The 13,998-nt window shown below is 55.1% G+C and carries 11 protein-coding genes and 2 pseudogenes; all 13 read left to right on the top strand.

Annotation, left to right across the window (positions count from 1 at the left end; translation table 11 throughout):
* Window positions 1-5 precede the first annotated feature (5 nt).
* The 13 genes and pseudogenes from IV454_RS33425 to IV454_RS33635 all read left to right on the top strand — a co-directional run bounded on the left by IV454_RS33425 (window position 6) and on the right by IV454_RS33635 (window position 13,906).
* Window positions 6-2,267 carry a glycoside hydrolase family protein gene (locus IV454_RS33425; RefSeq protein ID WP_206088801.1) on the top strand — a complete coding sequence of 754 codons (2,262 nt, stop codon included), beginning with the start codon at window positions 6-8 and terminating at the stop codon, window positions 2,265-2,267.
* An 11-nt stretch (window positions 2,268-2,278) separates the two neighbouring features.
* Entirely contained in the window at window positions 2,279-3,244 is a 966-nt protein-coding gene (locus tag IV454_RS27880) for a hypothetical protein (RefSeq protein ID WP_206088800.1), read from the top strand.
* A gap of 228 nt (window positions 3,245-3,472) precedes the next feature.
* Window positions 3,473-3,622, top strand: a pseudogene (locus IV454_RS27875) (IS5/IS1182 family transposase); the annotation flags it as partial.
* A 231-nt stretch (window positions 3,623-3,853) separates the two neighbouring features.
* The gene (locus tag IV454_RS27870; protein ID WP_206092874.1) at window positions 3,854-5,200 is read left to right on the top strand and encodes an ISL3 family transposase; all 1,347 of its coding nucleotides are present in this window, start codon (window positions 3,854-3,856) and stop codon (window positions 5,198-5,200) included.
* 21 nt (window positions 5,201-5,221) lie between these two features.
* A complete protein-coding gene (locus tag IV454_RS27865) occupies window positions 5,222-5,713 on the top strand; it encodes a hypothetical protein (protein ID WP_206088799.1) in 492 nt (163 codons plus the stop codon).
* Between the two features lie 96 nt (window positions 5,714-5,809).
* Window positions 5,810-7,381 carry a DUF2345 domain-containing protein gene (locus IV454_RS27860; RefSeq protein WP_441294971.1) on the top strand — a complete coding sequence of 524 codons (1,572 nt, stop codon included), beginning with the start codon at window positions 5,810-5,812 and terminating at the stop codon, window positions 7,379-7,381.
* A gap of 51 nt (window positions 7,382-7,432) precedes the next feature.
* Window positions 7,433-9,622, top strand: coding sequence for a LysM peptidoglycan-binding domain-containing protein (locus IV454_RS33420; protein WP_206088797.1), 2,190 nt, complete (start codon window positions 7,433-7,435; stop codon window positions 9,620-9,622).
* A 191-nt stretch (window positions 9,623-9,813) separates the two neighbouring features.
* Window positions 9,814-11,160: an ISL3 family transposase gene (locus tag IV454_RS27850; RefSeq protein ID WP_229521887.1), complete on the top strand. Its 1,347-nt coding sequence runs from the start codon at window positions 9,814-9,816 to the stop codon at window positions 11,158-11,160.
* Between the two features lie 5 nt (window positions 11,161-11,165).
* Complete coding sequence (locus tag IV454_RS27845; RefSeq protein WP_282961380.1) at window positions 11,166-11,516, top strand: glycoside hydrolase family protein; 351 nt, start codon at window positions 11,166-11,168, stop codon at window positions 11,514-11,516.
* Between the two features lie 10 nt (window positions 11,517-11,526).
* Window positions 11,527-12,489: a hypothetical protein gene (locus tag IV454_RS27840; protein ID WP_206088795.1), complete on the top strand. Its 963-nt coding sequence runs from the start codon at window positions 11,527-11,529 to the stop codon at window positions 12,487-12,489.
* Between the two features lie 514 nt (window positions 12,490-13,003).
* Window positions 13,004-13,381, top strand: coding sequence for a hypothetical protein (locus tag IV454_RS27835; protein WP_206088794.1), 378 nt, complete (start codon window positions 13,004-13,006; stop codon window positions 13,379-13,381).
* A gap of 24 nt (window positions 13,382-13,405) precedes the next feature.
* Window positions 13,406-13,674, top strand: a pseudogene (locus IV454_RS33640) (phage baseplate assembly protein V); the annotation flags it as partial.
* Between the two features lie 46 nt (window positions 13,675-13,720).
* Window positions 13,721-13,906, top strand: coding sequence for a hypothetical protein (locus IV454_RS33635; protein ID WP_206088793.1), 186 nt, complete (start codon window positions 13,721-13,723; stop codon window positions 13,904-13,906).
* Window positions 13,907-13,998: the final 92 nt, after the last annotated feature.

The raw sequence follows: 13,998 nt of genomic DNA, 5'->3' as shown, positions 1-13,998 counted from the left end.
GAAACATGAAAAATCCGGATACAACGCCTGACGACATCATCAGTCAAGTCAGGGTGAAATTGCTCGATCCTTTAGGCAAGAGCATCGAGGGACTGAAGTATCAGATCCGCGAAGGGCAGAAGATTGTTGCCAAGGGTGTGACCGACGGCAAAGGGCAGATCGCATGCTTCACCTCGCGCGTCGGCGCCGAATTGACGGTGCACGTCGAGCGCTTTGCCAGCGAAGAAATGAAGCAAATCAAGACGCTGTATCCATGGAATGAAAATTTCAAGGTCAAAGTCGTGAGCGGGAAGGTCAAGGAGGAAATTCCGCTTGAAAAATCCAAAGGGCCACCGGGTCAGTACCAGCGTAAGACGCACACGGTGAAAAAGGGCGAAACGCTGGGCAGGATTGCGATCAAGTACCACACCAGTGCCGAGATCCTGGCGCGGATGAACGGCATCGAACTTGAATCGATTATCCATATTGACCAAGTGCTTAAAGTGCCGCTCGAAAAAAACGGTGCAGGTGGGAGCGCCCCTACGCCGACGTCCACCCCGGCTCAGGCTCAGGCTCAGGCTCCGGTTCCGGCTCACGGCCCGACTCGGGCTCCACAGCCAGCACCGGCTCAGAAACCTGCACCCGCCCCTAACGCTGAGCAGAGGCAAGCGCCTGCATCGGCATCAGCTGCAGCTCCAGCTCCAGCTCCAGCTCCAGCTCCAGCCCCGGCTCACCCGCCGTCGCCAGCGCAGGCTCCCCCAACGAAAGCGCCCGCACCTCTACCGACACCTGCACAACCATCCGGTCCTTCGCCGAATGGTGTCCCGATAAGCGGACCGGTTCCGACGAAGAAGGTAGATGATCGGGGGGAGAATGGTACGCCCAAAGCGACGGTTAACATGCAGTGCGACCAGACTGGGTGCATCAAGCTGGGCGATACCGGAGTGATCGTTGAAGAAATTAACCTGCGCTTGATGGGGTTTGGAGGCACGGTCAGCAGCCCGGCACCGTTAAGTAAGTTCACGGCCGCTACCGAAGCGGCAGTGAAACAATTTCAACGAGATTTTATGGGAGTCGCAGAAACCGGAAGAGTCTGTGGCGCTGTTGTTCGGGCGCTCGACCAGTTCCGACAGGAGTATACGATTAACGTTAATGCGATGAGATGCCCCTGCGGAACGTGTACGGGGTTCGGCACCGGGTTGCGCGATTCATCTACAACCGGGATTCGTCGGGCAGGGCATGTTATTGTTGGGGTGGAGCACCCGGGTATGCACCGTGGAATTATTTGGATTGCTCGTGCAGCTCTTTTTTATATCAGTAAAACGGATAAGGCACTGGGTTATAGATTTTGTCGTGTTGCCTCGGCCTATCGTTGTTGGCATGAAAACGTCCGACAAAATAATCGGAAAACGGTTAACCACATGGGACTTGCTTTGGACTTGCAGTACTTCAAAGGAAACTCCACTACTCGTTGCGAAGGTAGTGATATCGATAACCTGCGGCGGGATGTTTTTATCAAGAGGCTCGGCGCGAAGCTGGGGCCGCGCGTTCCAAACGCTGCTTGGCTAGAGCCTCGTGTATTCGCAAACGGCGACCAGGGAGCGTTCAGCTGGGTCCATGTCGACATCACCGGGATTGCCGCACAATACCTGGACACGCGTTTTTTTACCAGGACGACTGAGGGCGCCAACGGTGACACTTTAATGCGCATGGTGGAGCTCGAAAGCCGTTTCGGCTTGAAAAACTGCGGTGGCATACCGCCTAGACCTCCCGCAGTAAAAACCGACCGGCTTCCGATATTGTCATTGAAGCCGTCGAAAAAGCTCTTCGATTTTATTATCGGGTGGGAGAAGTTTAAAGAAAGCGCATATAACGACAACAAGAAAAATTGCACGATTGGGATTGGTCACCTTATCGGCAATAAGACATGCGAAGCTTTGGCTGCTGAGCGCGATCCTAAATATGAGAAATATAAAAATGTAGTTCTTTCCGAAAAGGAAGGATTGGAGTTGTTGCTTTCCGACATGCAAGAGGCAATCGGTCAAGTTCAAAATGCTGTGAAGGTACCGATGTACCAGCATGAATATGATGCCCTGCTTAGTTTGATTTTTAACGCGGGTCGCCCTAAAAAATTTCCTAAGCTGTTCAATAAGTTAAATACTTCGCAGTATGTAGAGTGCACCGCAGAATTTTCTGATATTACCAGCGGCGGCGATAAGGGATTGCTTAAGCGAAGAAAGTCAGAGGTAAACTTGTTTTTACACAATATTTACGATTCGACTCATTGATAAGGTGAATTATGCGGTTTTTCAAATTTTTTGGTTTAATGCTATTTGCTTTGTTTGGCCTTCCAGTGCACGCCGATGAAGTATCGGGAACATGGAGACGAGATAAGTCCGCGGAATATTTTGGCTCCAATGAAGATATTATTAAAAATAAATACGACGATCTGAAGATTGTCAATGAGTCAATGATGCTTGGCGCCTGCAAAGGAACGCTAGAGCAGAAGGAATATCGGTTTGATATCGCTTTTCAGGGGTTGATCAAGGAGAGGCAGTCGAGCCAGATGGTATATAGTTTTATGAGGCGTCGGCTTGGAATCGATATGTCACAACTGAAGACATATTATACATTTCGTGATTCCGACTGTACTCTCCCTTCCGGGTCGATTTTTGTTTCCGGCGATCGACTTGCGCTGATTCAGGCAAGTAGTATTTTCTACGCTTACACGCGAGTTAAGCAGGATGCGAAGCCCGGCGAGCGGGCAAATACCATCAGTTTGAGTCAAAAACTGTCGCGCTTGCCGTTGGATACGACTGCTTTTTTTGAAACGTGCGCTGAACGTATAAAGTGGATTAAGGGCGTACCTCAGGCGACTGATAAATGTGGCCCTGCATATTTTCCATATATTGCTACCAAGACCGATACCGATCCGTTGGTTCGGCTGATTGGGACGCATAGATTTGTGAAGGATCCTTCCAGCCCATATGCGTATTACGACAATCCATTTGCCAATGGATTGCACCCGTTATTTATGATATTTACGCCTCTGAAAGACGTACTGTTGGTGCGCGTTGATGACTTTGATAAAATCGTGAACGAGGAGCGTGAGCGGTTTGGCGGTAGCTATCTCGCAATCAAAAACGGGAAGATCACTGACCAGCTTGACGACGGATGTACGATGAATCTCGAGTACACTTGTCTGGATATGCGTGGAAATAAACAATACCAACTCCTAGAAAGCGGCAAGTTTAAGAAATTTTAGCCATCGCGATTATATGGACGACGGCCTCCGACGTGCGTGCGAAGCCCTGGTTGCTAACGTAATGCCAAATCGCACTATGACGATGACAGGGCGCCGCTTCTCCTTCGAGGAACTTGCAAAACTGGCCGTGTGTGGGGATTTAATCGCGTGATGCGGGAATGTGGAGGGTGTGGGCGCCCATTGCTGGCATGATGTAGTTTCTCAAGACAACATCAAAACGCCCACCCCATGGATGCTACCCGACGCGACCTGATACTGCAACGCTGGAATGTGCTCCAGCACGAACTGATGCCGGAACTGGGGCGCGACTGCGGCGCGCTAACGCCGAAATTGGAAAAGCTGGTGCACATTCTAGACTGGGTCCGTATCGAAGAATGGATGCAGAGCTGGGCCCAATGACGTTTCCGGTGAAACTTGACATCGGCTATGCTGTGAGGTTCTACCGTCCCGGAGTGCGGTCAAGGGCGGCGCGCGCTGCGCGCGTGCCGGCGTAGCGCACCCTTGACGGCATGCAGGGCGCATACGCTGGTCCATGGCCGCCGACGCGGCAGGCCGCGGCGGCGACCTTGGACAACAGGCGTGCTGGCGTTTCCGGCTGGAGAGGGCAGTTTGAGTATTGGCATGGAAACCCTGTTCACCACCGCACTGGGCTTGCAAGCCCCGTGGGAGGTGAGCGAATTGAAGCTCGACACGGGAGCGAAACGGATCGACTTTGAAGTTCGCTATCAAAGCGAGGAAATGGCCTGCCCCGCCTGCAAGGCGCCGGCGCAGAAGATCCACAGCCGCATGCAGCGCAGCTGGCGGCACCTCGATTTCTTTCAATTTGAAGCTTGGGTGCACGCAGAAGTACCGCGCGTGCGCTGCCGCTCCTGCGGAAAGACCTCGCGCATCGAAGTGCCATGGTCGCGCCCTGGCAGTCATTTCACCCTGCTGTTCGAGGCTCTGGCCATGTCCTTGTGCCAAACAATGACTGTGGCCGAGACCGCCCGGCTGCTGCGTGTGACGGCGCATCGCCTGTGGCGCAGCGTCGGCCATTACGTCGCGGTGGCGCGCGGCAAGGATGACATGAGCGAGGTGAAGCTCATCGGAATCGACGAAACCAGCCTTCGGCGCGGCCACCAGTACGTGACGGTCGTTCACGACCTGGATGCCAAGCGCCTGCTGTTCGCCACCGAAGGCCGCGACCATGAGACGGTGGTCGCTTTCAAGGCCGATCTGATCGCCCATGGCGGGCAGCCGCAGCGGATCGAGCACGTCTGCATGGACATGGGCCAGGCCTACATCAAAGGCGTCACCGAGCAATTGCCGCAGGCCCAGATCAGTTTCGACCGTTTCCACGTGATCGCCTTGGCCAACGATGCGATGGACAAGGTACGCAAGCTGGAAATGGCGGAGTATCCGCGCGTCGTTCGCAGCGCCTTGGGGAGCGAACGCAAGACCGTCCGTGCGTTGATGTGGGGCATGCGCCGCGACGCGCACAGCTGGACGGCGCGCCAGCGCGACACGATGTATCTCTTGCAGCGTTCCCGGCTCAAGACCGCAAGGGCGTGGCGGCTGAAAGAAGCATTGCGGGACACCTATCGGCACGCCGCGGCCGCCAACAGCGCGGAAGCGGCGCAGGCGGCGCTGGAGCGTTGGATATCGTGGGCCCGCCGAAGCCGACTCGAACCGTTCAAGAAACTGGCGCTGACGCTGCGCGAGCGCCTGCCAGGCATCGTGCGCGGCATGCTCGATGGCCGCAGCAACGCCTATGTCGAAGCGATGAATGGCATGCTTCAGCAAGCCAAGCGAGCAGCGCGCGGCTTCCGGACCGCCGCCAACTTCATCGCTATCGCCTATCTGCGCATGTCCAAACTCGCTCATTTACCCGACAATCCCTTGCAGGCCGCCGTGAAGCGGTCGGTTTCAATTAGGCGATACCGCGACGGTCGTCAAGTTTCACCGAAAACGTCATAGAGCCGGGGCGTTTCTGACCAAGTGAAACTGACACAAAAAATCTCACGCTTGCCTTTTGATGGCGGAAAATTCTTTGAAGTATGTTTAGATCGCATTAAATTTGTAAAAAAAGTGCCGCAAGCTACCGATAAATGCGGTCCTGCGTACTACCCGTACGTGGCGAAAAAAACCGATCCCGACGCCTTGGTTCAGTTAATCGGCACACATAAATATATCAAAGTCGGTCCGAAATTCTACGATGCCTATGATAACCCCTTCGCAAATGGCCTGCACCCGCTGTTCTTGGTTTTTCCACCGTTAAAGGATGTAGTGCTGGTGCGGGTTGATGATTTCGACCAGATGGACAACGAAGAGCGTGACCGGTTCGGCGGCGCTTATTTGGCAATCAAAAATGGCAAGGTCATCGACCAGCTTACAGACGGCTGCATTATGAACGCAGAGTATGCATGCTATGATCTGGATGGAACCAAGCGCTACCAACTCCTCGAAACGGGCAAGTTCAAGAAAATGTAACTTGTTTCGTGCTGGTTCGCCTTTCGGCATCGCCGGCAGAGCGAGGCCGATGCCACCTGCTGGGTGCGGGTCGCCCAGCGTTCGGCGGGGGGCGGCGTGGGCCTGCAGTTCCTGCCGCGCATCGGCCAGGAAGTGCTGGTCCAGTTCATCGAAAACGACATCGACCGGCCGCTGATCGTGGGCGCCCTGTACAACGGCCAGGGCGAAGGCGGGATTGCGCCCACCCCGGGCGGCGACATGGGTGGCGAGAGCGAGCCGCAGCGCTTCCACCCGGCGCACGACCACGCCACCTCGGCCCAAGGCAACCTGGCCGGCGGGCATAGTCCGCTGTGGCACGGGGCCTCCAACACCAGCGCCGGCCACCGCAACAGCGCGGCCCAGTGGGGCGTGCGCAGCAAGGAATTCGGCGGACCCGGTTACAACCAGCTGCTGTTCGACGATACCGATACGCAAGGCCGCATCCAGCTCAAGAGCAGCCACGCGGCGAGCGAACTCAATCTGGGCCACCTGGTGCACAACGCCGACAACTTCCGTGGCAGCCTGCGCGGCAGCGGGGCCGAGCTGCGCACCGATGCCTATGGCGCGGTGCGCGCCCGTTCCGGCCTGCTGGTGAGCAGCTACCGGCTGGCGCATGCGGCGCCGGAGCGCGACCCGGCCGGCGACAACGCGGCCGGCATCGCCATGCTCAAGCATGCCGTGAAACTGGGCGAGACCTATGCCAAGGGAGCCATGGTGCACCAGAGCATCGGCTTCGGTGTGCATGGCGGCTCGTCCGCGGCGGACAAGAGCGTGATGGACAAGGAAACGGCGCCGCTCAAGGCGATGCTGGCGGCGGTGGCCGGCATGGTCGGCGATGGCAGCCAGCCTGGCGCCGTGGGCGGATCGAGCGGACGCAGCACCGCGCCGGACAAGGGCACGGTGCCGCACGTGGCCGACCCGGTCATCAAGGTGGCGGCGCGCGGCGGGCTGGGCGTGGCGGCGGCGGGGGATTTGCAGCTGGCCAATGGCGAAAGCGTGTCGCTGATGAGTGGACGGGATTCCCAGTACGTCACCGGCGGCCAGCTGCGCGTACACAGCAGCCAGGCGATCGGCATGGTGGGCGGGCTGATCCAGCCGGGCCAGGACAATATCGGCCTGCAACTGATCGCGGCGCAGGACGATATCGATGTGCAGGCGCAGTCCGACGAAATCAAGGTGCGCGCGCGCAACGATGTCGACATCATCAGTGCGAATGCGCATATCGACTGGGCGGCGGCGACCAGCATCAGCCTGACGACGGCGGGCGGGGCCAACATCACCATCGCCGGCGGGAATATCACGGTGCAGTGCGGCGGCTCGATCTTCATTTACGCGGGGATCAAGGATTTCACCGGGCCGGGTGGGGCGGGTTATCCTATGCCGCTGCTGCCCGTGGCGAATCCGGAAACGCCGTTCAGCAACCGCCTCGATATTCACGATGTGTTCGTCAAGCACGTTTTTGGCGATGTGAGCTACAAGGCGCGCCTGCCGAGCAAGAAGGTCATGTCGGGTTCGCTCGACGAACACGGACGCACGGTGCAGATTTACGCCGAGGATGGCGACAAGATTGAGATTCTCAGCGGCGTTTCGCTTGACGAATGGGATTTGATATATGACTACGACGATGACGATGCAGACAATGCCCAGTAACGTGTCAGTATTGCCGACTGTCTACCTTAACGATATTTGCTTTAGCATGCCATGACTACACCTGAAGATTTACTCTCTGCAGATTTACCAGCTGAAGATTTACCAGCCGAAGATTTACCAGCTGACGAGCTACCAGCTGATGATCTACCTGCCAATGGTTTGCCCGCCGATGATTTGTCCTGTGCCGTACGAGTCAAGTTGCTTGACCCTTTGGGCGAGTACCTTCAAGGGTTAAAGTATCAAGTCCGCGAGGGACAGAAGATTGTCGCAAAAGGAACGACTGACGCCAAGGGTAACATCAAGGCGTTTGATTCGACCGTGGGCGCCGAACTGAGCGTGTACGTGGAACGCTTCGCCAGCGATGATATGAAGCTGATCAGGATGTTGAGTCCGTGGTCGGAAGATTATCGTGTCAAGATTGTCAGCGGCAAGGTACTGGAAGAGCTGACAGTGACCGAGGACAAGGGGGCGCCAGGCGAATACAGACGCAAAACTCACAAGGTTGTCAAAAACGAAACCTTGGGCCAGATTGCGGTACTCTACGGTACAACGGCGCAGGAAATTGCTAACCTGAACGGCATTAAACTCGAAAGTATTATCCACATTGACCAAGTGCTAAAGATTCCGCCCGAGGCGAAAAAGGCACAAGGTGCGTCTCAGAGCGGCGCGCCCCCAGCATCTCGCCCGGCCACGCCATCGTCAGTACCGGCACCGTCAGCCAAGCCACTTCCATCGGCTTCGGAGGCGATACCGCCGGTGCCTGCGCCCGCATCGAAGCCCGCTGCGCCAGCGTCTGCGCCGAACACTCCCGTGGCGGCCCCTGCGCCGGCCCCGCAAGCTGCACCTTGGCCGAAACCCAAAACCATACCGATCAGCGCTCCGGTTCCTACCATAAAAGAGGAAAGTCGCGGGGAAAACGGTACGCCGAAAACCACGCTTGGATTGGATTGCAATAAAGCCGGCTGCATCAAGCTCGGGGATACGGGCGATCTGGTTGAAGAAATCAACATCCGGTTGATGGGCTTTGGTCAAACAATCAAATATCCCTCACCACTCACCGAATTTACTATCGCAACTGAAAATGCGGTAAAGCAATTTCAGCGAGATTACATGGGTGTGGCGGAGACTGGCAGGGTTTGTCCATCGGTGCTGGCGAGCATTGACGAATTCGGAAGGAAGCACCTGCTGCCAGGTGGAAACGGTGGTTTCGATCAGATGAAGTGCCAATGTCAGACGGAAGCGAACCCAGGTCCGCATGTGTGTTCTGGATTTGGCATGGGTAGAACAGAGTCAGCGTCGATCGGCTATTTCGTGGACATGAAGAAGCACACCGGCAGTAAGCCAGGGGTCGAACGGCGAGGCATACACCGTGCCTTGTTTTGGAGCCTGAAGGCTGCCATTTTTTATCTTCATGTCAAGGAATCTAACCTCGGCTGCAAGGTTGATAAAATTTCTTCGGGATTTCGTTGCTGGCGGCGTGCTCAGCAGATGAAAACATTTACAACCAATCACATGGGTGATGCAGTTGACTTTTGGATTAAAGATAAAACCGGACACGTGTGCAATAGTGATTTGGAGAAGGTTAAGAATAAGGTATTTGTAGCACATATGAAGGCTCGCCCGACGTGGGATACGAAGAATGCAATTTCACTGGAGCCAACCAAAAAGGCAGGCTCCTGGGTACACATGGATGTGCGTGAATTCGCATCAATGTACAAACCTGATCGTTTCTATTCTAGAAATCTTGCTGACGCAAACGGTGTCGAGTTGATGACTTTGGCCAAACAAAAGTCGTTGTTTGCGTTAGTAAATTGTGGGGGAGTCGCAGCCAAGTTACCGGTGCAGCCAAGTGCCGGTCCGAAGTCGGCTGCGCCAAAGTCGAGCCCGGGTAACGCAACGCCGCCATTACCTCCGGTATCGTCAACGCCGAAGCCTTCGCCGGCTTCCACGCCTGTGCCTAAACCGAATCCATCTGGTCAGAAGTCTCCGACTGCCGGAAGTGGTAAAATCGGCCCGGTCATTGGGGCCCCATCAGAGGTGCGTCGTGATGCGAAGAGCTTGCAGGTTTCGCAAGCGGGGATCAACTTTATCCGAATCTGGGAAAGTGGAAATCTTACGAAGACGCATCTCACACCATATAACGATAGCAAAAAATTGTGCACGATTGGCGTTGGCCATTTGATCGACGGCAAGGTGTCATGCGAAGTGTTAAGGCCCTATGACGTTTCCGGTGAAACTTGACATCGGCTATGCTGTGAGTTTTTGCCGTCCCGGAATGCGGTCAAGGGCGGCGCGCGTTGTGCGCGTGCCGGCGTAGCGCACCCTTGACGGCATGTAGGGCGCATACGCTGGGCCATGGTCGTCGACGCGGCAGGCCGTGGCGATGACCATGGATAACAGGCGTGCCGGCGTATCCGGCTGGAGAAGGCAGTTTGAGTATTAGCATGGAAACCTTGTTCACCACCGCGCTGGGCTTGCAAGCTCCGTGGGAGGTGACTGAATTCAAGCTCGACACTGGGGCGCGACGGATCGATTTTGAAGTACGCTATCAAAGCGAGGAGATGGCCTGCCCCGTTTGCGAGACACCAGCACAGAAGATCCACAGCCGCATGCGGCGCAGCTGGCGACATCTCGATTTCTTCCAATATGAAGCTTGGGTGCACGCCGAAGTACCGCGCGTGCGCTGCCGCTCCTGCGGCAAGACCTCGCGCATTGAGGTGCCGTGGTCGCGACCTGGAAGTCATTTCACCTTGCTTTTCGAGGCGCTGGCCATGTCCTTGTGCCAGACGATGACGGTGGCCGAGACCGCCCGGCTGCTGCGTGTGACGGCGCATCGCCTGTGGCGCAGCGTCGGCCATTACGTCGCGGTGGCGCGCGGCAAGGATGACATGAGCGACGTGAAGCTCATCGGCATCGACGAGACCAGCCTTCGGCGCGGTCACCAGTATGTGACTGTTGTTCACGATCTGGACGCCAAGCGCCTGCTGTTCGCCACCGAAGGCCGCGGCCACGAGACGGTAGCCGCTTTCAAGGCCGATCTGATTGCCCATGGCGGGCAGGTGCAGGGAATCGCGCATGTCTGTATGGATATGAGCCAGGCCTACGTCAAGGGCGTCACCGAGCAATTGCCGCAGGCTCAGATCAGCTTCGACCGTTTCCACGTCATTGCCATGGCCAACGATGCCATGGACAAGGTCCGCAAGCTGGAAATGGCGGAACAGCCGCGTGTCGTTCGCAGCGCCTTGGGCACCGAACGCAAGACCGTCCGCGCATTGATGTGGGGAATGCGTCGCGACGCGCGTAGCTGGACGGCACGCCAACGCGACACGATGTATCTCTTGCAGCGCTCCCGACTCAAGACTGCAAGGGCGTGGCGGCTGAAGGAAGCATTGCGGGACGCCTATCGGCAGGCCGTTACCGCCAACAACGCGGAGGTGGCGCAGTCAGCGCTGGAGAGTTGGATGTCGTGGGCTCGCCGGAGTCGACTCGAGCCGTTCAAGAAGCTGGCGTTGACGCTGCGCGAGCGACTGCCGGGCGTCGTGCGCGGCATGCTCGATGGCCGCAGTAACGCCTATGTCGAAGCGATGAACGGCATGCTTCAGCAATCCAAGCGTGCAGCGCGCGGTTTCCGCAGCGCCGCCAATTTCATTGCCATCGCCTATCTGCGCATGTCCAAGCTGACTCATTTGCCTGTCAATCCCTTGCAGACAGCAGGAAAAAGGTCTGTTTCAATTAGGCGATACCGCGACGGTCGTCAAGTTTCACCGAAAACGTCATAGAGCCAGTGTTAAAAAATTCGGATAGTGCCGAGTATAAGCGGGTTGAAAAAGGAATTACGGCAGAGGAAGAAAATCGCATGTTCGCAGAAGATGTTGAGAAAATTCGCCTGCGTGCGCTGAAGAGTATTCACAAGCCTTTGCATCAATACGAATTCGATGCGTTGATGAGCCTCGCATTTAACACTGGCGGGCTAAAAAAATTTACGAAACTTCTGGCTAATTTGAATACCGGCTTGTATGGCGAATGCTGCAAAGAGTTTGCTGATATAACATCTAAAGGCGACAAGGGCTTGAAAGCGCGACGGAAATCCGAAATGGATTTATTTACGAATAATGTTTACAACGCAGATCATTGACGGAGTTCTCATGCGGGATTGGACGATAGTTGCATTTCTTTTGTGTTATTTTTTTTGTGTTGACTTACATGCGGAAAATTCCGATGTGACTTGGAAGTATGAGCGCGCAGTCGATTACGATTACCCTGAAAATAAAGTCAGCGCGCCCCAAGGTATATCATTCATCTTTAAGGATGACGAACTGAAGATTTCATCTGCTTGCACGGGGCGCGTTACGCAAAAGGACTATGCTTTCTCGGATGTATTCCAGCCCTTGTCAAAAGAAGGGGTGACTGGTAAGCAACTGGATGTATTTCTTATGAAAAACTTTAAACTTGGCTTGTCAAAAGTCAAGAGAGTTTACAAGGTAACATCACCCGGGAGGTGCAGCAAGCCGCTGACGGAATTTTTCGTGTTTGACGATAAAATTTTGGCAGTAGATGCAATGGTGTTTTACGTCTACGGCAAAGCTAATGCCGATGCACGGGCAGAGGCCGAAAGCTATGCTGGCTATAAGTTATCGCAGTTGCCGATGAATTTTGATCACTACTATGCAGTATGTGAAAAGAAGATCCTGGATGCCCACCAGCGACCACGGACAACGGATAAATGCGGGCCTAAGTACTATCCATATGTTGCCGATCCGAAGAAGAACGACCCTATCATGAGTCTTGTGGGGAACCATGATTTTGCTAAATTCGGCGCCGAATATGCAAATGGTTTCTCTCCAGCATTTGCCCAAAAAACCCGGGCCACTTTTATGCTGTTCCCGCCTATGAGCAATGTGCTTCTGATTCGCGTGGATGATTTCGATCTGGTTCGGAGCGAAGAGCGTGACGTGATGTCTGGCGCATATATCACGGTCGTCAACGGAAAAGTGATCGGTCAAATACAGGGATGCAATATGAATGAACGCTACGAATGTATTCTTGATCAAAAAGTGGTGGCCAAGGTGCTGCCAAGCGGCAAAATTCAGAGCATTATTCCATTCTGATTCCCGTGAGGTGTTCTGGTGCCGAAGCACTAGCCGAAGCTCATCTCCATCCAGACGAGCAGGTCTGGGGGCACGTCAAAGCGCAAGGTGTCGCGCAAGCTGGTCGTCGATAAAACCGACATGAAGCGATTGGCGCACTGCATAGCTTGCAAAAACTACCCGCCACGGTAGCAGGATTCTTTCGTCAGCCCGAATGCCGATATATTTTTTGTGACTTTATTTTTCTGAAAGAACAATTCAAAAAAGGGCGTACCGAGGCGGAGGCGCTCAAGATGTAAAAAACCAGTTTGAAGACGACGCTTGCTCGGTTCGCGCCTTCCGTTCATGCGCCGCGATACCAGCAAGAGCATGATGCCTTGGCGTGTCTGGCGTTCAATTGCGGTGGTTGAAGAAATTTCCTAACCTTTGAGATAAGATCCACACCGGAGACGATGAAGGGTGCTGCCGCGAGTTCGGAGATAAGGACTGGTCAAACGGAGAAAAACGGAAATGGCTATTTTTCGGCATGGCGTGTATGACTCAACTCACTAACTGGACGATAATGCGTTTTTTTCTTGGTACTTTTTTTCTTGTATGCGGACTGTTCGGCAGCAGTGCGAGCGCGGATGAGCTGTCACGGGCGTGGAAGCTCGATAAGACGGTCGAGTACTTCGGTGATAAGCAATCCATTCCTGCAAATAAGTTTGATTCCGCGCAGATCGTCAACAACGTTATCATGCTTCCTGGGTGTACCGCTAAGTTGGAGAAAACACCGTACTCTTACTCCCGGACATTCCAATCCCTGCTGAAGGAACACGTGGGAAAGGAAGCCTTCAACAATTACGCATGCTATGATCCGCATGGAAAAAAGCGCTACCAACTTCTCGAAACGGGCAAGTTCCAGAAACTGTAACTTGTTTCGTGCTGGTTCGCCTTTCGGCATCACTGGCAGAGCGAGGCCGATGCCACGTGCTGGGTGCGGGTCGCCCAGCGTTCGGCCGGGGGCGGCATGGGCATGCAGTTCCTGCCGCGCATTGGCCAGGAAGTGCTGGTCCAGTTCATCGAAAACGACATCGACCGGCCGCTGATCGTGGGCGCCCGTACAACGGCCAGGGTGAAGGCGGGATTGCGCCCACCCCGGGCGGCGACGTGGTCGGCGAGAGCGAGCCCCAGCGCTTCCAGCCGGCGCACGGCCACGCCACCTCCATCGACCCGGAAGAAGCCATCTAGCCTTTGGGTGTCGAAAGCGGGGATGGACTTTATTCGTATCTGGGAAAATGGCAACCTGGAAGATGATTTTCTTGAGCCGTATAACGATCATAAAAATTACTGCACCATTGGCGTTGGGCATTTAATTGACGGGCAAGTGAGCCAACTGCAAAACGATTTTTCTGAACTGGCCGACATCAGGAGAGCACGATTTTTCATCGCTTTTTAGTGATGCCGGACGAAATCTGATCGGTTACGGCGGCGGAATCATGGCTAAGTGTCAAGACCCGCTTGGTTATATACGCGTTTTAAGAACAGATC

It is taken from the genome of Massilia antarctica, assembly GCF_015689335.1.
Classification (GTDB): domain Bacteria; phylum Pseudomonadota; class Gammaproteobacteria; order Burkholderiales; family Burkholderiaceae_D; genus Telluria_A; species Telluria_A antarctica.
This window is presented reverse-complemented; position numbering and strand designations above follow the sequence as displayed.